Raw genomic sequence first — 18,684 nt, 5'->3', positions numbered from 1 at the left:
GGGGTTGCGCGCTCATGATGTTCCTGGCAGCAGAAGTAGCAGGCTTTTACGCGGTTGCCAAACCGGGCTTTGGCCACGGTTAATGCCTGGAGAGGGGCATAGCAGCTGCCGATAAACGCCAGCTTATTTTTCCCGGGCATTTTCTGGCAGCCTCGGCGGTGTAACAGATGAAAATCCATTTGTTCTGGTCGTTGGGTCACATAATAGTATTCAGCTTGCATTTTCCCTTTCACTCTTGGCAGGCGATAGCAGATGACTTTATGATAATTTTAATAAGATTATTTTAACGCGGAACTATCGGAAAAGGTGCCGTCCCGTTGATTTACAGATAAATGCGTATAAGGCAAGTTAAGTGGCGTTAATTAATGGGCGCGGCGGGCACTTTTTTTTCTTATTAATAGCAGGTTCAGAGGTTACATGGTGTGTACAGATTTACAGAAAATCTTAATAAACGTGATTTATATTGGTAGTAAAAATATGCGCGTTTACCGAAACTGTGGGTAGCCGTTCCGCTGCAAAAAAGATGCAAATAAGAAGACACAGTGCAGCGCCTTCAGATCCGTAACAAGCTGAGTCGATTGGCTGAATATGTAACAGCGCTCTGTTACCCGTTTGCCCTTACTCCCTGAACGTAGTGAAAGATGCTGTAACAAAGTTAATCCATAACCTGAGTGACTAACGGCCCGTCAGCGGCAGGCCGCCGGCCCTTTAGTCGGTTTTTTTCGGCAGCATGACGCTTAAACAGTCGTCGATGCTTTGGCGAGTTCGGTTTTTATCCTGCTCGCTGAGCTGCCGGTAACGCTGAATTGCGCCCTGTGCCGAATGCTTGTCGAAAGCTACTTTGTCCACCGCGTAGGAAGCGTTTTCGTTGGTAATCACCTCGCGCAATTTGTCAGGGAAATCTGCCGAGTCTGGCGTGTCATGCATATCCTTGATCGCCACGCAGGCGGCGGCATAATAGTGCGGATCCTGCTCCGGAGGGAGGAAGGTCAGATAAAGCCCGCCGACGATAGCCAGCAAAGCCACAATGGCGATAGTTTTGCGTTTCATACAGGTTGTTTTTACTGAAGTGGTGGCGGCGAGCTTAACGTTTCCGGCGCCTTTTCGCCAGGTTAACGCCTTTGCCGTTACAGGCGGACAAAAGAAAGAGGATTGAACGTTTTCCATCAACCCGGCGGCCTGCGAAAATAGCCGGCAGCGGCAAAACTGCTAACATGGTGGTTTAACATCATGAACGAGTTGCTATGAACAGCTATCACTACTTTTCCCGCTTTGCGGCGCTGGCTGGTTTTTCCGCGTCGCCGTCTGCTGATTTCGCCACCCTTAGTGCACTACATCAGCGCTGGCCTGCTCTTATTCCCTTCGAAAATATAGAGGTTTTGCTGGGCAGGCCGGTCAGTATCGACGTAGAGAAGATTGCCGACAAGCTGCTAAGCAAACAGCGGGGAGGCTACTGCTTTGAGCATAATTTGCTGTTGCAACAAATTCTCGAAGAAGTCGGCTTCAGGGTTACGCCGCACCTTGCACGCGTGCTGTGGGGACAGGATAAGCCGGACGCGACGCCGCAAACGCATATGCTGTTAACCGTGGCGCTCGACGGCGTGCGGTATCTGGCGGATGTCGGTTTTGGCGGCGTCAGCCTGACCGCGCCTTTACGGCTGGAGGCGGGCGAGCAGCAGGGTTACCGTCTTGAGCGGTTCAGCCAGGAAGAGTGGCTGCTGTCGATGAAAAGCGGCGGCAGCTGGCGGTTGATGTACCGGTTTGCCGATGGCGCCTGCGAACAGGCGGATATTCTTGTCGCCAGCCACTTTGTTGCCACGTATGACGAGTCGCTGTTTCGCCATAATCTGATGATGGCGAAAATAATAAACGGGCAGCAGACCAATCTGTTCAACCGGCATCTTACCGTCTACGGAGAGGAGAAAAGGCAGCAGGAGGCCGCGTCCTTTACCGACTTTCGCGCGTTAATCCTCTCCTTTTTCACGGCGGACAACGTGTTGAGCGAGACGGAAATACGGGCAATTTACGAAAAAGTTGGCTGAAATCATATAGAGGCATAAAAGCATGAAGGCAGACCGATGGCCTGCCTTATTCAGATCCTTCACGCAAAACTACGCGGCAGACGAGCTGTCGGCTGGGGTAGTTAATCCGGTCAGGATATTCGACAGGAAGGAAAGCTTCGCATAGGTGCGAGACAGTCCTATAGCCTGATGCGTCAGTTTTTTGATGCTCCAGCTATCCGTCGTGGTAGAAATAGCATCAACGGTGGTTTGCAGTTTGGTTGAGACATTTTCCATAGCCGTGTTCAGGCCGGTGATAACGTCAGTCAGACCAGCGCCGCTAACCATTTGTACTTCATTATGGCTGATTTCTCTCATTACTTTCTCCTTGTATATAAGGTTAATACAGCGGAGTTAATATATTTATCTCTGCCGCTTGCGTAAAGGGCGAAAATTCCTGAATAGAATATATCCGCACGAATAGCCTGGATATAAAGGGCGCATCCCTGTCAGTGCTTTATTATTAATGAATTTAACAGGAGTTTATTGCGCGCTACAGGTGGTAAATATTGGAATGATTAATAACGGTGGTGAGTTTGAATGGTGAGTGTTATTTATTTGTCATTTAAATTATTTATTATCTATATATTTATTCCTTTTAAATAAATTACCGAAAAATGGCCGGGAGTCATTGAGCATGCGCTGCCTGTCGCTCTCTTTTACCCTGCACCGGGCGGGCGTTTTTTCAGGCGGAAAAGCTTACCGACACCGATCATTTTGCCAGCAGCGGCAGCAGGGCGTGGACGACAGGCATAAAGGTTTCCGTCATTGCTTCCGCCTCTACGCAGGCGTAGCCGAGGATCAGGCCGCGTCTTTTCGCCTCGCCCCTGTAGTAAACCGAAAGCGGGCGAGTCCAGATCCCCTGTTGCTCCAGCACGTCAGCGAGGGCGACGTCGTCAATTTCCGGCGGCAGCGCAAGGATCAGATGCAGGCCGGCATGGCTGTCCTGGCCGATAAATTCCGCGCCCAGCTCCCGGCGGATCGTCCCGACCAGCGCCTCGCGTCGCTGGCCGTAAAGCTGTCGCATACGGCGTACGTGCGCCGCATAGTGGCCTTCACGAATAAATTCCGCCAGCGCCAGCTGGGTCAGGCCGTAGCCGCCCCGGTAAAGTTCGGAATGGGCCACTTTCAGGCGGGCCGTCAGCGAGTCGGGCACCACCATATAGCTGGTGCGCAGCCCCGGATAGAGCGTTTTGCTGAAGGTGCCCAGATAGATGACGTTTTCATCCTGCGCCAGCCCCTGTAGCGCCGGTACCGGGCTTTCACCAAAGCGAAACTCGCTGTCGTAATCGTCCTCGATGATAATGCTGCCCCAGGCCTGCGCCTGGCGGAGCAGCGCCTGACGACGCGCCAGGCCCATCACGGCGCCGGTCGGATATTGATGGGAAGGCGTTACGCAAATCAGCCGTGGCGGCGCGACGCCTGCGGGCAGCGTCATGCCTTCGTCGTCTACCGCAATCGGCACCGTTTCCAGGCCGTTGATTTCCAGCACGCTGCGATGGCCCCAGTAGCCCGGCTCTTCTACCCAGACCCGATCGCCGGGATTGCAGAGCATTTTCGCCAGCAGATCCAGTGACTGATGCGTCCCGGAAGCGATCAGGATCTGCTCCGGCGTGCATTTAACCGAACGCGCCACGCGCAGGTAATCCGCCAGCGCAAGTTGCAGCGGCGCGTAGCCGCCATGCTGCGAGTAACTCAACGTTTCTACCGGCAGCCGCAGGTTCAGGCGGCGCGTGATTTTATGCCAGGTTTTATGCGGAAAATGCCGTACGTCCGGCACGCCGGGCATAAAGGCTCCCCACTGACGCTGGCTGGCGCCGGCGCGGTTCAGCAGCTGCTCGCCCCGGCGGGAAAGCGCGATCTGCCCTGATGGCACGTCGGCGGAAACGATCCGTTCCACCGCCGAAAGATCGCTTTCCGGCAGACTGGCGCTGACAAAGGTGCCGCTGCCCGCGCGGGTGGTGAGATAGCCTTCCGACTGTAGCTGCTCATAAGCGGCCATCACCGTATTGCGCGATACGCCTAGTTCGGCGGCCAGATCGCGCGAGGCGGGCAGGCGAGTACCGGGCGCAAGCATCCCTTTCTGAATGGATTGCTGTAAGGCGTCGTAAAGACGCTTGCCCAGCGTGCCTGCGGCCGTCTGTCCAAGCCGGCAGGCGACCAGATCACCGACGAGTGTGCGCAAAGTGGCTCCCTAAAATAGTCAAAACTGGCTCTGGATAATAGCACCCCATCAGCGCTAAAAATCAAGGTAATTCAGGTACAACCCGGCTTCCCGTAACGAGGAGTAAAACATGAACGATTCCATCCGTCAGCGCCGTCTGGACGCCACACCGCGCGGTGTGGGCGTAATGTGCGATTTTCTGGTCGAGCAGGCTGAAAACGCCACGCTTATCGATACGCAGGGGCGTGAATACATCGACTTCGCGGCGGGGATCGCCGTGCTGAATACCGGCCACCGTCATCCGAAAGTGATCGCTGCCGTGCAGCAGCAGCTGACCCGTTTTACCCATACGGCTTTCCAGGTTATTCCTTATGAAAATTATATCGCGCTGGCGGAGCGCCTGAACGAGCTGGCGCCGATAGCGGGCAAAGCGAAAACCACTTTTTTCACCACGGGCGCGGAAGCGGTGGAAAACGCGGTGAAAATCGCTCGCGCCGCGACCGGGCGTCCCGGCGTCATTACCTTTACCGGCGCGTTTCATGGCCGCACCATGATGACGATGGCGCTGACCGGCAAGGTCGCGCCCTATAAAACCGGCTTTGGCCCTTTTCCCGGCTCGGTGTTCCACGCCCGCTATCCCAACGAGCTGCACGGCGTCAGCGTGGAGGATGCGCTGAAAAGCCTGGACGATATTTTCCATTGCGATATCGCGCCGCAGGAAGTCGCCGCCATTATCTTTGAGCCGATTCAGGGCGAGGGCGGTTTCAACGTCGCGCCGCCGGAATTTGTCAGCGCGCTGCGCCGCCTGTGCGACGAGCACGGCATTCTGCTGGTGGCGGATGAGATCCAGACGGGCTTTGCGCGTACCGGTAAGGTGTTCGCCAGCGAATACTACCCGGATGCGAAACCGGATCTGCTGACCATGGCGAAAAGCCTGGGCGGCGGTTTCCCGATTTCCGGCGTGGTTGGCCGCGCCGAAGTGATGGACGCGCCGGGTCCTGGCGGGCTGGGCGGTACCTACGCCGGCAACCCGGTGGCGGTGGCGGCGGCCCACGCGGTGCTGGATATCATCGAGGAAGAGCGGCTCTGCCAGCGTGCCGACAGGCTCGGCGCGGCCCTGAGCGAAGCCCTCATCGGCACCCGCCATCCAGCCATCGCTCAGGTACGCGGACGCGGCTCGATGATTGCAGTGGAATTCAATCATCCTGAAACCGGCGCGCCGGACAGCGCTTTTGCCCGCGATATTCAGCAGCGAGCGCTGGCGCAGAACCTGATCCTGCTGACCTGCGGCGTGCACGGTAACGTGATCCGTTTCCTTTATCCGCTGACCATTCCGGACGAGCAGTTCAGCCGCTCGCTAACCATTCTGACCTCGATCCTGAAAGCCTAAGGCATTCCCGGCTGCGTCACGCGGCCGGGCATATTTCGACAGACCTTTCACTTACTGACGCCCAAAGCGGGCTGCATCACGCGGCCATAAATGTTCTGCCTTATTTCCCGCCCGTTTCCGCTCGCAGCTTGTTAAACTGCGGCGGCGGCTGGCGAAAACGGCGGGTCAGCCAGGCCAGATAAAGCACGCCGAGCACTGCCCAAATCAGCCCCATCGTCAGCGATGTCGCCTCCAGGTTGATCCACAGTACCGCGACCGTGGCGGCGCCCACCATCGGCAACACCAGATAATGCAGCTTCTCCTTCCAGGTGCGATTGCGGCCTTCGCGGCGGTAAAAGTGGTTAAATACGGCGAGATTCACAAAGGTAAAGGCCACCAGCGCGCCGAAATTAATCAGCGCCGTCGCCGTTACCAGGTCGAAATACTGGGCGGAAAGCGCCACGATGCCGACCATAATCACGTTAAGCGCGGGCGTGCGCCATTTGGGATGCACGTAGCCGAACACCCTGGCCGGAAAGACGTTATCCCGACCCATCACGTACAGCAGACGGGAAACGCTGGCATGAGACGCCAGGCCGGAAGCCAGCGTATTGATAAAAGTGGTGCAGAGGAAAATCGACTGAAACAGCTTGCCGCCCACGTAGAGTGCGATTTCCGGCAGCGCCGCGTCGGGATTTTTAAAGCGGCTGATATCGGGGAAAAAGAGCTGCATAAAGAACGAGGCGGCAATAAAAATCAGTCCGCCGTAGAGCGCGGTCAGAAAGATGGCGCGCGGAATGGTTTTCCCGGCGTTGTGCGTCTCTTCGGAGAGCGTGGTAACGGCGTCAAAACCGAGAAACGAAAAGCAGACGATGGTCGCGCCGGTCATAATCGGCAGCAGGTGCGCGTTCTGGCTGATAAAAGGCTGTAGCGACCAGACCGTGCCGACGCCTTCACCGCGATACAGACCGTGGATCACCAGAAAAATAAATACGCTGATAATCGCGACCTGAACCAGCACAAACAGCGTATTGAAATTGGCTACCAGGCTGACGCTTTTCAGGTTGGCGGCGGTCATGATCGCCACAAAACCCACTACCCATATCCAGGGCGGCACTTCCGGAAACAGGACCGAAAGGTAAATCTTCGCCAGCAGCACGTTGATCATCGGCAGGAACAGATAGTCCAGCAGCGACGACCAGCCGACCAGAAAGCCGACGTGAGGATTGATCGCCTTCTGCGCATAGGTATAGGCGGAACCGGCTTCGGGAAACTGGCGCACCAGCTTGCCGTAGCTGACGGCGGTAAATAATACGCCGGCGAGCGCCAGCAGATAGGAAGCGGGAACGTGGCCGTTGCTGATACCGGAAACGATACCGAAGGTATCGAACACCGTCATCGGCGTCAGGTAGGCCAGCCCCATCATCACAATCTGCCAGAGCTTAAGGGATTTTCTCAGCCCCGGTTTGGCCGGGCTTTCTTCAGTGACGGCAGCCATTAGCAGCCCCCTTGCGGCGGCGCTGAGAGAACAGCCGTGGGCGGCTTAAGGGTATACGGGACGGGCAGATGCACCATTTCCGAACCTCATGATGTAGGGCGTTCCGCCGCCGCTTTTTTTCCTTCGGCGACAGGCGGTACGGGCCGGAAAACCGGCAGAGAGCGCGCTCGTTTCCAGACGGGGCGCATGGGCGAGGCTCTTCCTGAGGCCGGATGCCATCAGGCGTTTTTCAGCATCCAGTCAATTTCCGTATCTGTGATCAACCGCTCAAACTGCGTTAGCTCGTTGCTTTTGCAGGCGTGCCAGACGTGGCTGAAACGTTCGCCGAGCTGAGCACAGAGCGCCTCGTGCTGGGCGAATTCCCACAGCGCATCGCTCTGACGAATAGGGAATGGCAGCCCGTCCTGCTCCAGCCCGTTGCCCTCGACCTTCGGCGGCAGCGGCAAATCGTTATCCAGACCGTGCAGGATCCCGGCAAAAATGGCCGCCATTACCAGATAAGGGTTGGCATCCGCGCCCGCGACCCGATATTCCACGCGATGATTATCGCGATCGCCACAGGGAATGCGCAGGGCGACGGTGCGGTTATTGTGGCCCCAGGAAGCCTGCGTCGGCACATACATGCCTGCCTGAAAACGGCGATAGGAGTTGATATTAGGTGCCAGCAGCGCCATGGAGGCGGGCATCATCTCGATCATCCCGGCCAGCGAGCGTTGCAGAAGGGGGGAATCGTTGCCGTGCCGGTCGGCCAGCACGTTCTCGCCCTGGTCGTTCAGCATACTGATATGAATATGCATGCCGCTGCCGGCGTATTCCTCGTAGGGCTTGGCCATAAACGTGGCGTGCATATGATGTTTTTCCGCCACCAGCCGGATCAGGCGCTTCAGCGCCAGCGCATGATCGCACGCCTCCAGCGCGTTGCGGGTATGGTGCAGGTTAACTTCGAACTGGCCTGGCGACGCCTCCGCCAGCGCGCCGTCCGCCGGGATCTTTTGCAGCTGCGCCAGCTCGTCGATATCGTTTAACACGTCGGCAAAGTGATTGAGATTATCCACGGAGTAGACCTGGCTTTGCATATTGCGATCCTGGGTGCCGGGCGCGCAGGGCGGCTGAAGATAGCCTTCGGCGTCACGCTGCCGATCCAGTAAATAGAACTCCAGCTCTACCGCTACCACGGGATGCAGTCCACGCTGCTGTAGCTGCTGCCACAGGCGGTTAAGGACATTTCGCGGCTCAACGTCAAAGGGAGCGCCATCTTCGTCCAGCATCGTCAACAGCAGCTGGCCGATGGTCTGTGGATCGGCGGCGGAGGGCGTCAGCGTCCCGGCGATGGGCACACAGATGCGGTCGGGTTCGCCGGATGCCTGGCCCAGGCCCGCCTCCTCCACCACGTTGCCCAGAATATCCATCGCGAAAACGGAGGCGGGGAAATAGCAGCCTTTCTCCAGCTTACGCAGCGCCGCCACCGGGATGCGCTTGCCCCGGAAACAGCCGTTAAGATCGGTCAGCATCACATCGACGTAATGGGTATCCGGATAGCGGCTCAGATAGGCTTCGACCTCTCTGGCGAAGGCGCTGCTCCGTCTCTCTTCCGGCTGCTTAAAGTTTTCCACTGCTACAAGGTTAGTTTCCATGATTCACCGCTGTTGGCTTGGTAGGGGATAACAGGATCGCATTCACGTTGTTAAATATAATGCACACAAAAACAATCTGGACGGAAACAAATTGTTTGTCAAATGTTGCATTTGATTTAAAAAAGGGTTATCAAAATACCAGTCAGCGGAAATATTGCGCATTTCAGGTAATTTCAGACGCTTTTGTAAAAAATTCAGTCCGAAACAAGAGGTGAAGCATGGTCGATATATTTTACAGGCCAATTGTCGGGGTGGTGATGTGCAGCAACCCCGTCAAAGGCCAACAAAGTCATACCTTGCAAGATAAGTACCTGAATGCGGTTCTGGACGCGGGCGGTTTACCCATCGCCTTGCCGCACGCGCTGGCAGAGCCGGAATTGCTGGCAGGCGTGATGCCGCTGCTGGACGGCGTGTTGCTGCCGGGCAGCCCCAGTAATATGCAGCCGCACCATTATGGTGAAAACGGCGATGAGCCTGCCGCCGATCCCGGGCGAGATCTTCTGAGCATCGCGCTGATTGCGCAGGCGCTCGAAAGGCGCATCCCCATTTTTGCCATCTGTCGCGGTTTGCAGGAGCTGGTGGTCGCGACGGGCGGTACCCTCTACCGTCGCCTCTGCGACCATCCGCAGTTTCTTGAGCATCGTGAGGACCCGGATCTGCCAATAGATCAGCAATATGCGCCCTCGCATGAGATCAAAATCCAGCCGGACGGATTAATTTCGCAATTGATACCCGGAAGCAAAACATTCTGGGTAAACTCGTTGCACGGGCAGGGCGCAAAAACCCTTGGCCCGCGGCTTCGCGTGGAGGCGTACTCCCAGGACGGGCTGCCGGAGGCGGTCAGCGTGCTCGATCATCCCTACGCGCTGGGCGTACAGTGGCACCCGGAATGGAAAAGCAGCGAATATGCGCTGTCGCGCCTGTTGCTTGAAGGCTTTATCACGGCATGTCAGCAGCATCACGCTGAAAAGCAGCAGCTCTGACTCACATTGAAGGAAATGCGTTTATGAACAATGACGGCCTGGCACCAGGCAAGCGTTTGTCCGGGATCCGCCAGCAACTGGGTCTGTCACAGCGCCGGGTTGCCGAACTGTCTGGATTAACACACAGCGCCATCAGCACCATTGAACAGGACAAGGTCAGCCCGGCCATCAGCACGCTGCAAAAGCTGCTAAAAGTTTACGGGCTGTCGCTGTCCGAATTTTTTGCGGAGCCGGAGATCCCGGACGAGCCTCAGGTGGTGATTAATCCTGACGAGCTGATTGAGATCGGCAGTCAGGGCGTCTCCATGAAGCTTATCCATAACGGCGCGCCGAACCGCACGCTGGCGATGATGATTGAAACTTATCAGCCAGGCACCACCACAGGAGAGCGCATCAAGCATCAGGGGGAAGAGATAGGCACCTTGCTGGAAGGGGAAGTCGTGCTGAAATTCAACGGTCAGAGCTATCATTTGGTGGCGCAGCAAAGCTACGCCATTAACACCGGCATTCCGCACAGCTTCAGCAACACCTCGGCAAAAATTTGCCGCATTATCAGCGCCCATACGCCTACCACCTTCTGATGCCTGACGGCCGCTGCAGCGCGGACCTGTGAACCACGACGGTGCATTCCCGCGCCTTTTGACGCCATACAGAGCGGCAACGGGCGCGGGTCGCGCCGCAAATATTCACCGAACCGATATCCGTCTGGATCTCTCTGGAGCCGTAAGCATGACTGAACATACGCAAAGCTACTATGCCGCCAGCGCCAACGCCTACACGCCGTTTCCGCCGCTGGAGGAGCCGATCTCCTGCGACGTTTGCATCATTGGTGCAGGCTACACCGGGCTGTCTTCGGCGCTGCATCTGGCGGAAAACGGCTACCAGGTCGTGGTGCTGGAAGCGGCGAAGGTCGGTTTTGGTGCCAGCGGGCGCAACGGCGGTCAGGTGGTCAACTCCTACAGCCGCGACGTGGACGTGATTGAAAAAAGCTACGGCAAAGATGCCGCCAGAATGCTGGGCAGCATGATGTTTGAAGGCGGCGATATTATTCGCGAGCGCATTAAACGTTACGGCATCGCCTGCGACTATCAGCAGGGCGGCCTTTTCGTGGCGCTGAACGCCCGTCAGTTCGCCACGCTGGAGGAGCAGAAGCAGAACTGGGAACGCTACGGCAACGACCAGCTGGAGCTGCTGGACGCCGGGCAGATCCGCCAGGAGATCGACAGCGATCGCTACGTCGGCGCGCTGCTGGACAAGCGCGGCGGCCATCTGCATCCGCTAAATCTGGCGATTGGTGAAGCGCAGGCGATAGTCCTGAACGGCGGCCGGATTTTCGAGCAGTCGCCGGTAGTGGAGATCCAGCATGGCAGCCCGGCCGTGGTAAAAACGGCGCAGGGCCAGGTTACGGCGCGCTATGTTATCGTCGCGGGCAACGCCTATCTCGGCAGCAAACTGGAGCCGTCGCTGTCAAAACGCAGTATGCCGTGCGGCACGCAGGTGTTGACCACGGAGCCGCTTGGCGCAGAGCTGGCCGCGTCGCTGCTCGCCTCCAACTACTGCGTGGAGGACTGCAACTACCTGCTGGACTACTTCCGGCTGACGGCCGACCATCGCCTGCTGTACGGCGGCGGCGTGGTCTATGGCGCGCGGGATCCTGAGGATATCGATCGGCTGATCGTGCCGAAGCTGCTGAAAACCTTCCCGCAGCTGAAAGGGGTAAAAATCGACTACCGCTGGACAGGCAACTTCCTGCTTACGCTCTCAAGGATGCCGCAGTTCGGCCGCCTGGAAAACAACATCTACTATATGCAGGGTGATAGCGGGCACGGCGTTACCTGTACCCATCTGGCCGGTCGGCTGATTTCGGAAGTGCTGCGCGGCGACGCCGAACGTTTCGACGCCTTTGCCCGCTTGCCGCACTATCCGTTCCCCGGCGGCCGCAATATGCGTATTCCGCTTACGGCGATGGGCGCGGCTTATTACAGCATCCGCGACAGGCTGGGCGTGTAGAGAGACAGCCATTTTGCAGCGTAATAAACAGGAACGGGCGCCTGGCGGGCATTACTGACGGACGAGGCGGCCCGTGGTCGGCTGCGCTTCAAAATCGCTTCTGAACGGATTGATATCCAGCCCGCCCCGGCGGGTGTAGCGGCCGAACACGCTTAGCTTTTCCGGGCGGCAATAGTGTTTGATATCGTTAAAGATGCGCTCAATGCACTGCTCGTGGAACTCGTTGTGCATCCTGAACGAAATCAGATAGCGCAGCAGTTTTTCCCGCTCGATCCGCTTGCCTTTATAATGGATGACCACGCTGCCCCAGTCGGGCTGATTGGTCACCAGACAGTTAGACTTAAGCAGGTTTGAGGAGAGCGTTTCGGCCACAACATCGCCGGAGGCGGCATCCTGCAGATGCTGCGGAGAAAAATCGTAGTCCTCCACGGCGATATCAAGATGGTCAATGCATTCGCCGGGCAGCGCTGCGGTAAAAGCGGCGTAGCCGTTTAAATCGGGATAGAGCTTGACCTTCACGCTGCCGTCGGCCGCCCGCGACAGATCGTTTTCCAGCGTGGTGGCGACCTCTTCCGGCGCGGCGAAGCGCGTCTGATTAAAGCTGTTCAGGTAAAGCTTAAAAGATTTTGATTCGATCAGATGCTGGCTGGTGGCCGGGATCCAGAATTCGGCGATAGCCACCACGGGTTTGCCCTTAGCGTTAAGCCAGGAAAGCTCGAAGCCCGTCCACAGGTCGAAGCCGGAAAAGGGCAGCTCCGCCGACGTCAGGCCGATTTCCTGGCGACCGCGCGACCGCGGCAGCGCCTCCAGCAGCTCCGGCGCATAATGCTGAACATAGCCGGTGCTTTTGCCCAGCAGCGTAATTTCCTCTGTTTTCATACTACTTCCTCTGCACGGTTAACCTGTTTTTCTTTATTGATATAGCGTCTGAACAGTTCACGGGTAGCGTAAATAGGGCCAACGCCCAGCAGCGCGTAGCCCAGCTTGATAATGAACTGCGAAATAATCATGGTTTTAATCGTCGCCATGCTGAGCACGTTGTGAAAAGCCAGCGTACAGAAAATCACGCTATCAAGAGCCGAAGCGATAACGTTGCTGGTCAGCACGCGCACAAAAAGAAAGCGCGAATTGGTCAGCTCTTTTATTTTGCACAGGATCAGCGAGTTAATATTTTCCGACACCAGATACGCGGCCGAAGAGGCAAACAGTACGGAGACAATGCTGTTAACAAAGGTGGCGTAGGAGATATTCAGCTCCCACTCTTTCAGACCGGGTAAAAGGCTGGTCAGCCACAGGCCCGCCACAAACAGCGTATTAGAAATAAATGAAATAAATATCGTTCTTCTTGCCATTCTCAGGCCGTAAAACTCGTTGATAATATCCACCAGGATAAACGAGAGCGGATAGAAAAAAATGGCGGGCGGCACCACGAAATTCACCACGGGGATCAGCACGGGTTTCACGCCGCTCACGGTGCTGAGCGTATAAATAACCGTCAGCGCAATGCTGATGATCAGATAGGCGTACCAGGAGCGTTCATGCCTGTCGCCAATATCGTAAGAGGTCACGGTGCTGTTATCGCCATAAAGGCGACGATAAAGCGATTTCAGTTCATGCCGGTTAAAATCATCCGTGATTTCGCTGCTTTCCAGCTCGGGCAGGCCGATGCTGATATGCTTGCCGGTCGCCAGCACCATGACGTTGGCCGTAATCACATCCGAGCGGGTAAAGCCCAACAGCTTGTATTTCTTGTTTTGTTCCATGCAGAACAGTCCTTAGGGTTATTGGATTCTTTCTTCGATAATGGCGCCCAGCAGGGAAGCTTCCTCAGCGCCGGAGTAGATATCACTGACAAGTAGCGCCTGAGTCGGGGAGGAAAACAGCGCCAGCTGTTTCTCCTGTGGCGGCGTATGGCGTTTGATAATAAGCACATCGCCAGGAAAAAACAGGTTGCCCAGATTTCTTTCAACCTGTAGCGCGACCGTGTTAGCGACCTCGCCAAAAAACCAGGTAACGGGATAGTGCGCCACCAGCTGGCCCACTCTTTTGTCCGCGCAGCGTAAAAATGCCGATTGAGGAATAACCGGCACGGCAGCCGGGTTTTTATCGCCGTCGGGCGACAGCGTATTTTCAATCAGTTCGATAGATTGCAGATCGTGATTTTCAATAATCTCGCACGACACGCCAAAGAAATCCGCGATTCGCGTAATGGTCGAGCGCTGTACGTTATTGACTTTGCCATCCAGAATTTTATACAGCGTCGCGCGGGTGACGCCGGTACGGTTGGCGAAAGAGACTTTTGTCTCGCCCCGGCTTTTAATAATATAATCTATATTGTTGATTATATTGTTTTTTCTCTGCAATGCCGATGTTTTCATGATAAGCGTCCGGTTGCTGTCATCTGCCGCATTTTATAAGCAAATTTAATGTTATTCAATAAATGTGAAGCAGGGAGTAGACAGGTCAGACCTGGTTTTGTCTGCTTTTTTGCTGTTGCATTAAGTGTTAATTTAAATAAAATCAATCATTTATACTTTTATGGCAGGTTTGGTATTCATTTTAGTGGAAGTTTTGTCTCTTTTTTTGTTGACTTCATTAAGGGTGTAAGATTAAGTTATCTGTACAAAGCAGCACATAATAAAAATATCTCCAGTATTCTTGCCAACGCCAGGGAATCCAGTTCACCGTGCGAACCTGATGCTTACCCATCAGGTTCGCCAGAGTTGTCACGCTTAAAGGCGTAGATCCAGCTACACAATAACCTCTGTCTTTCGCGATCCTTCTGTTGCGAAGCATGAACCATGCCAAAAAAATAACCAGGGTATGGCTGCTGAACGCAGATTGTCGACCGCCGCATTTTTCACAAATCCTTATCGTCCCAGGGCTTCTCATATAAAAATTTAATTTTTCCGATTTGGTAAAATTAAACCCCATTACGCCTGGTATTTTTCGTATTACGTTTGCTGCAAAAAGTGTGGGTATTAAACCCGCCGTTAATTAATGCGCGTTTCGCGCGGAGATCCGACACCAGAAATAGCTTGCCGGGACGGCTCTTATTTGTAATTAATAATCATTCTCATTATAGTGGCGTTTTCCGCTTGTCGGCTATCACGCAGCCGGGCCTGCATTTTTGAGGAGAAACCGACAGACGCGACTTTTCCTCATCGCCTGCCTGTCCGGGTTTTTATTGAGAGCATGTAGATGAATATTAATTTATTTATTACCCGAAACGCGCGCGCGGCTTGCCGGCTGGGCGCGCTTTTTTTTACCTGTTTTTATACGACAGGCGCCTGGTGTCAGCCCGATATGCGGCCGTCTGGCCCGAATATTGCGGATAAGGGATCGGCTTTTTATCACTTTCGCGTCAGCACGCTTGATTCCGCCGATGGACAGCGACATTACAAAATATGGACGGGCATTCCCAATAAGAAATCGCCGCCTGCCGGCTTTCCCGTGATGTATCTGCTCGACGGCAACGCCGTAATGGACAGGCTGTCGGAAAGGCTGCTGCAAACGCTGTCGGCGCAAAACCCACCGGTGATTGTCGCCGTCGGTTATCAGACGACGCTGCCTTTTGACCTGGCCGCCAGAACCTATGATTACACGCCGCCGGACGGCGAAAAAAGCGCCCGGCCCGGAGGAAGAAAGGGCGGCGGCGACGCTATTTTTCGCCGTCTGCTTGAGGAAAAAATTGCGCCGCAGGCCGAAAGAGGGTTAAAGATAAACTCCGCCGGGCGTGGCCTCTGGGGCCATTCCTTAGGCGGGGTCTTTACGCTGAACGCCTGGCTCTCCTCGTCGTTCTTTCATTTTTACTATCCGACCAGCCCAACGCTGAACCGGCAGTACGACGGCGTGCTGGCTAAGTTGGCGAAGGTCGAAGCGTCGCGCTTCTGCGCGAAGTCGCTCTATGTCAGTGAAGGCGACGGCCAGCCGGGAAATAATCCGCATGCGCCGGCGGCGGAAGTGCAGGACAGGGTTCGCGCCACGCTGGCATCGCTGCGCCAGGCCGGTTTATCTGCCGCCTACTGGTCGTGGCCTGAACTTTCGCACGGTCAGACCTTTGATGCCGGTTTCCGGCAGGCCTTACGCCATCTGGCGCAGCATGGCGAAGAGCGGGGCGCGTGCCGACAGGCTGAATAAAGATAAAAGGCGCGCGCGGCACAGGGATAAGCCATGCGCGCGGGCGTCTTCCGCCAGCGAGCATGTGCTTGCCGCGCCGTAGCGCGGGTTTTACGGTTACTTTACCCCGCTAAAGACCGGTGTTTTTGTCAGCTATATCCAGGCCGGTTCTCCAGCAGAAAATCAATCAGCGCCTTTACTCTTTTCGTTTTACCCGCGCTTTTTGCGTAATAGAGATAAACCGGCGGATAGGTCTTCCAGAAAGCTTCCATCACCGGCAGAAACCTCTCTTTATCCGGCTGCAGCTGCAAAACCGGCTCGAACAGCCTGCCGATACCCAGCCCGCTGCGAATGCCGTCAGCCATCACGTCGATGTCGTTGCTGATAAGCTGACCCGGCATATCCACGGTCAGCTGTTCGCCGTTGTGCTCCAGCATCAGCGGCAGGAGGCGGTGAGCGGTAATAAATCGGTAGCCGATAAGCTGGTGCTGCGGCAGATCGGCTGGCGTTGTCGGCGTACCGAACGCCTTCAGGTAGGCTGCCGAAGCGTACAGCCCTTCACGAAAGGGCTTCATCAACTGGCGCGCCACCACGCCGCCCTCAAGGATATCGCCAAAACGGATCCCCACATCGACCCGTTCATCAACAAGATGCACGGTGCCGTCGTACACGGACACTTCCAGCCGGATGCCCGGATAACGCTGGCAAAATGCCGCCATCACCGGTTTGAGGATCAGCAGATAAGCGAAGCGGGAAAGCGTGATCCTGACCAGCCCGGAAGGCGCCTGCTGCTGACCCCGGATATTTTCCAGCGAGTTTTCCAGCGATTCCACCGCGGATAAGGTTTGCTCTAACAGCTGCCGTCCGGCATCCGTTAACTCAATACGCCGGGTGGTGCGCACGAAAAGAGGATGGCCGATATGCTGCTCAAGCAGCTTAAGCGCCTTGCTGACCGAGGGCGGCGTGATTTCCAGTTTCCTGGCGGCGGCCGAAATAGAGCCTTCACGAGCGATGCTCTGAAAAATGCGGATCTGGTTGTATATCACGTTATTCATTACGTCGTCCTGATGCAGCCACGCCGCTGATTATTAGCCACAGGCTAATTATCCATAAGCCGATACTGTCCTAATTCTATCAGGATCGCGAGCCTATACTTTCCTTCGGCAACCTCCCGCCGGGTAAATCAGGGAAAATGAGAAAGGAGATTAACGGCTAAAAATGAATATAGTTATTATTTCCGGACACCCGGATCTGACGAAGTCAATCGGTAACGCAACCATTCTGAACGAGGTGGCTAAGGCGCTGCCAGATGCGGAAATCCGTCGTCTGGATGCCTGTTATCCGGGCCATCAAATTGACGTGCGGGCCGAGCAGGAGGCGTTGTTAAAAGCCGAGGCGATCGTCTGGCAGTTTCCGTTTTCCTGGTATTCGCTGCCGGGGATCATGAAAGTCTGGCTGGACGAGGTTTTTGTTCACGGGTTCGCACAGGGTTCAACGGCAAAACTCGGCGGCAAAAAACTTATCCTTTCCTTTACCACTGGTGCAGCACAGGCGCTTTATTCTGCTGAAGGTGCATTCGGGCATAGCCTTGATGATTATCTTATTCAGTTTGAAACGACGGCCAGGCTGTGCAATCTGGAGATGCAAACACCCGTGTACACCTGTGGCATAAGTTACGCGGAGCGGGATGAAAACATCGCACAGCAGAAAATGTTGGCCAAGGATCACGCCGCACGGCTCATTGCGCAGTTAAAAGCGTTAGCGTCGAAACCGGCGCTTTAGATCCTGTTAATAAAGGAGAAAAGGTAATGGACTATACGCAACTGGGGAAAAGCGACTTAACGGTTTCCCGTCTCTGTCTGGGCTGCATGGGATTTGGCGATGCGGCGACGGGCCAGCACAGCTGGACGCTGGCTGAAGCGGAAAGCCGTGAGATCATCCGTTACGGCCTGGAGCAGGGCGTGACTTTTTTCGATACGGCGATAGCCTATCAAAACGGTTCAAGCGAGCGCTATCTCGGCCGGGCGCTGCGGGATATGGCGAGGCGCGATGAGGTGGTGGTCGCCACCAAATTTCTGCCGCGCACGCCACAACAAATAGCCAGCGGCGTTACCGGCAAACAGGCTATTGCTCGATCGCTTAACCAAAGCCTGCAAAACCTGGGCATGGAACATATCGATCTCTATATCTGTCACGCCTGGGATCACCATACGCCAATACTTGAGGTGCTTGAGACGCTGCATCAGGCCGTTCAGGCGGGCAAAATCCGTGCTATCGGCATTTCTAACTGCTTCGCGTGGCAGCTGGCTAAAGCGAATGCGCTGGCCGAGCGGGAAGGTCTGACCGGTTTTGTTTCCGTACAGAGCCATTACAACCTGATTATGCGCGAGGACGAGCGCGAATTAGTCGGCTTATGCGCTGAAGATAATATTGCGATGACCCCTTACAGCGCGCTGGCCAGCGGTCGTCTTGCCCGGCTGGATAATCCGCCAACGCGGCGTGCCGCTGAAGATGCGTATGCGAAAGGAAAATACGATAAAACGGCGGCGCAGGACCGCATTATTATTGAACGCGTAGCGGAGCTTGCCCGTCGGTATCAGGTTTCCATGACCGAAATTTCACTCGCCTGGCTGTTAACCAAAGTCACCGCGCCGGTCGTCGGCGCCACCAAAAAGCAGCATCTCGACGGCGCGGTAAAAGCCGTGAAGTTGCAGCTCAGTCAGGAAGATATTCACTTTCTGGAGGCGTGCTATCAGCCGCACGCTCTGGTGGGGATGATGGCGCAAAAAACGCCTCAGACAGAGGATCGAAAGAAGGTATGAGCGCGTTAAGCATTGTCCTGCCCTG

Annotated in this window: 17 protein-coding genes; 8 read left to right on the top strand and 9 right to left on the bottom strand. The window is 55.7% G+C overall.

All coding sequences use genetic code 11. The features are described 5' to 3' along the window. Positions 1-708: 708 nt before the first annotated feature. Positions 709-1,050 carry a hypothetical protein gene (locus AB3U87_RS02650; RefSeq protein ID WP_253458434.1) on the bottom strand — a complete coding sequence of 114 codons (342 nt, stop codon included), beginning with the start codon at positions 1,048-1,050 and terminating at the stop codon, positions 709-711. Between the two features lie 194 nt (positions 1,051-1,244). On the opposite strand from AB3U87_RS02650, the gene AB3U87_RS02645 reads away from it, so the two are divergent. Beyond that, a complete protein-coding gene (locus AB3U87_RS02645) occupies positions 1,245-2,042 on the top strand; it encodes an arylamine N-acetyltransferase family protein (protein WP_394148310.1) in 798 nt (265 codons plus the stop codon). A 69-nt stretch (positions 2,043-2,111) separates the two neighbouring features. Here the strand turns inward: AB3U87_RS02645 and AB3U87_RS02640 are convergent, their stop codons facing one another. Further along, positions 2,112-2,378, bottom strand: coding sequence for a hypothetical protein (locus tag AB3U87_RS02640; RefSeq protein ID WP_394148309.1), 267 nt, complete (start codon positions 2,376-2,378; stop codon positions 2,112-2,114). Positions 2,379-2,772: 394 nt separating this feature from the next. After that, positions 2,773-4,245 carry a MocR-like pyridoxine biosynthesis transcription factor PdxR gene (pdxR, locus tag AB3U87_RS02635; RefSeq protein WP_394148308.1) on the bottom strand — a complete coding sequence of 491 codons (1,473 nt, stop codon included), beginning with the start codon at positions 4,243-4,245 and terminating at the stop codon, positions 2,773-2,775. Positions 4,246-4,354: 109 nt separating this feature from the next. Here pdxR and AB3U87_RS02630 point away from each other — a divergent pair, with 109 nt between their 5' ends. Then, complete coding sequence (locus AB3U87_RS02630; RefSeq protein ID WP_394148307.1) at positions 4,355-5,614, top strand: 4-aminobutyrate--2-oxoglutarate transaminase; 1,260 nt, start codon at positions 4,355-4,357, stop codon at positions 5,612-5,614. Positions 5,615-5,714: 100 nt separating this feature from the next. On the opposite strand, the gene AB3U87_RS02625 is transcribed toward AB3U87_RS02630, so the two are convergent. Next, positions 5,715-7,091: an APC family permease gene (locus tag AB3U87_RS02625; protein ID WP_370734644.1), complete on the bottom strand. Its 1,377-nt coding sequence runs from the start codon at positions 7,089-7,091 to the stop codon at positions 5,715-5,717. 218 nt (positions 7,092-7,309) lie between these two features. After that, positions 7,310-8,725: a glutamine synthetase family protein gene (locus tag AB3U87_RS02620; RefSeq protein ID WP_394148305.1), complete on the bottom strand. Its 1,416-nt coding sequence runs from the start codon at positions 8,723-8,725 to the stop codon at positions 7,310-7,312. 218 nt (positions 8,726-8,943) lie between these two features. Between AB3U87_RS02620 and puuD the strand changes: the two genes are divergently transcribed. From puuD to AB3U87_RS02605, 3 genes are all read left to right on the top strand, one after another. Continuing rightward, positions 8,944-9,708, top strand: a complete 765-nt coding sequence (puuD, locus tag AB3U87_RS02615; RefSeq protein ID WP_301250593.1) for a gamma-glutamyl-gamma-aminobutyrate hydrolase — start codon at positions 8,944-8,946, stop codon at positions 9,706-9,708. Positions 9,709-9,731: 23 nt separating this feature from the next. Continuing rightward, positions 9,732-10,289, top strand: a complete 558-nt coding sequence (puuR, locus tag AB3U87_RS02610) for an HTH-type transcriptional regulator PuuR (protein ID WP_253458460.1) — start codon at positions 9,732-9,734, stop codon at positions 10,287-10,289. Positions 10,290-10,437: 148 nt separating this feature from the next. Beyond that, positions 10,438-11,718 (top strand): NAD(P)/FAD-dependent oxidoreductase, encoded by a 1,281-nt coding sequence (locus tag AB3U87_RS02605; protein ID WP_369896233.1) that lies wholly within the window; start codon positions 10,438-10,440, stop codon positions 11,716-11,718. Between the two features lie 51 nt (positions 11,719-11,769). Here the strand turns inward: AB3U87_RS02605 and queF are convergent, their stop codons facing one another. The 3 genes from queF to AB3U87_RS02590 are packed head-to-tail and all read right to left on the bottom strand — an operon-like array spanning position 11,770 to position 14,096. Then, on the bottom strand, positions 11,770-12,597 hold the full coding sequence (gene queF, locus AB3U87_RS02600; protein ID WP_394148304.1) for an NADPH-dependent 7-cyano-7-deazaguanine reductase QueF: 828 nt from the start codon (positions 12,595-12,597) through the stop codon (positions 11,770-11,772). Further along, positions 12,594-13,481, bottom strand: a complete 888-nt coding sequence (locus tag AB3U87_RS02595; protein ID WP_253458470.1) for a queuosine precursor transporter — start codon at positions 13,479-13,481, stop codon at positions 12,594-12,596. Before AB3U87_RS02595 ends, queF begins: the two co-directional genes overlap by 4 nt. An 18-nt stretch (positions 13,482-13,499) precedes the next feature. Beyond that, a complete protein-coding gene (locus AB3U87_RS02590) occupies positions 13,500-14,096 on the bottom strand; it encodes a helix-turn-helix domain-containing protein (RefSeq protein WP_394148303.1) in 597 nt (198 codons plus the stop codon). Positions 14,097-14,919: 823 nt separating this feature from the next. On the opposite strand from AB3U87_RS02590, the gene AB3U87_RS02585 reads away from it, so the two are divergent. Continuing rightward, positions 14,920-15,858 (top strand): alpha/beta hydrolase, encoded by a 939-nt coding sequence (locus tag AB3U87_RS02585; RefSeq protein ID WP_394148301.1) that lies wholly within the window; start codon positions 14,920-14,922, stop codon positions 15,856-15,858. Positions 15,859-15,986: 128 nt separating this feature from the next. On the opposite strand, the gene AB3U87_RS02580 is transcribed toward AB3U87_RS02585, so the two are convergent. Further along, positions 15,987-16,892: a LysR family transcriptional regulator gene (locus tag AB3U87_RS02580; protein ID WP_253458482.1), complete on the bottom strand. Its 906-nt coding sequence runs from the start codon at positions 16,890-16,892 to the stop codon at positions 15,987-15,989. Between the two features lie 163 nt (positions 16,893-17,055). Between AB3U87_RS02580 and AB3U87_RS02575 the strand changes: the two genes are divergently transcribed. Both AB3U87_RS02575 and AB3U87_RS02570 read left to right on the top strand, forming a co-directional pair. Then, positions 17,056-17,619 carry an NAD(P)H-dependent oxidoreductase gene (locus tag AB3U87_RS02575; protein ID WP_301250588.1) on the top strand — a complete coding sequence of 188 codons (564 nt, stop codon included), beginning with the start codon at positions 17,056-17,058 and terminating at the stop codon, positions 17,617-17,619. Positions 17,620-17,645: 26 nt separating this feature from the next. After that, positions 17,646-18,659 carry an aldo/keto reductase gene (locus AB3U87_RS02570; RefSeq protein WP_253458495.1) on the top strand — a complete coding sequence of 338 codons (1,014 nt, stop codon included), beginning with the start codon at positions 17,646-17,648 and terminating at the stop codon, positions 18,657-18,659. Positions 18,660-18,684 lie beyond the last annotated feature (25 nt).

It is taken from the genome of Erwinia plantamica (genome assembly GCF_043420595.1).
GTDB classification, from domain to species: Bacteria; Pseudomonadota; Gammaproteobacteria; order Enterobacterales; family Enterobacteriaceae; genus Erwinia; species Erwinia aeris.
The sequence above is the reverse complement of the archived record's forward strand: the minus strand, read 5'-3'. Positions and strand labels throughout refer to the sequence as shown.

Bases quoted from the DNA above. Each gene is read 5' to 3' on its own strand.
- AB3U87_RS02650 (WP_253458434.1), bottom strand. From the start codon at position 1,050: ATGAAACGCAAAACTATCGCCATTGTGGCTTTGCTGGCTATCGTCGGC.
- AB3U87_RS02645 (WP_394148310.1), top strand. From the start codon at position 1,245: ATGAACAGCTATCACTACTTTTCCCGCTTTGCGGCGCTGGCTGGTTTT.
- AB3U87_RS02640 (WP_394148309.1), bottom strand. From the start codon at position 2,378: ATGAGAGAAATCAGCCATAATGAAGTACAAATGGTTAGCGGCGCTGGT.
- AB3U87_RS02630 (WP_394148307.1), top strand. From the start codon at position 4,355: ATGAACGATTCCATCCGTCAGCGCCGTCTGGACGCCACACCGCGCGGT.
- AB3U87_RS02625 (WP_370734644.1), bottom strand. From the start codon at position 7,091: ATGGCTGCCGTCACTGAAGAAAGCCCGGCCAAACCGGGGCTGAGAAAA.
- AB3U87_RS02620 (WP_394148305.1), bottom strand. From the start codon at position 8,725: ATGGAAACTAACCTTGTAGCAGTGGAAAACTTTAAGCAGCCGGAAGAG.
- puuD (WP_301250593.1), top strand. From the start codon at position 8,944: ATGGTCGATATATTTTACAGGCCAATTGTCGGGGTGGTGATGTGCAGC.
- puuR (WP_253458460.1), top strand. From the start codon at position 9,732: ATGAACAATGACGGCCTGGCACCAGGCAAGCGTTTGTCCGGGATCCGC.
- AB3U87_RS02605 (WP_369896233.1), top strand. From the start codon at position 10,438: ATGACTGAACATACGCAAAGCTACTATGCCGCCAGCGCCAACGCCTAC.
- queF (WP_394148304.1), bottom strand. From the start codon at position 12,597: ATGAAAACAGAGGAAATTACGCTGCTGGGCAAAAGCACCGGCTATGTT.
- AB3U87_RS02595 (WP_253458470.1), bottom strand. From the start codon at position 13,481: ATGGAACAAAACAAGAAATACAAGCTGTTGGGCTTTACCCGCTCGGAT.
- AB3U87_RS02590 (WP_394148303.1), bottom strand. From the start codon at position 14,096: ATGAAAACATCGGCATTGCAGAGAAAAAACAATATAATCAACAATATA.
- AB3U87_RS02585 (WP_394148301.1), top strand. From the start codon at position 14,920: ATGAATATTAATTTATTTATTACCCGAAACGCGCGCGCGGCTTGCCGG.
- AB3U87_RS02580 (WP_253458482.1), bottom strand. From the start codon at position 16,892: ATGAATAACGTGATATACAACCAGATCCGCATTTTTCAGAGCATCGCT.
- AB3U87_RS02575 (WP_301250588.1), top strand. From the start codon at position 17,056: ATGAATATAGTTATTATTTCCGGACACCCGGATCTGACGAAGTCAATC.
- AB3U87_RS02570 (WP_253458495.1), top strand. From the start codon at position 17,646: ATGGACTATACGCAACTGGGGAAAAGCGACTTAACGGTTTCCCGTCTC.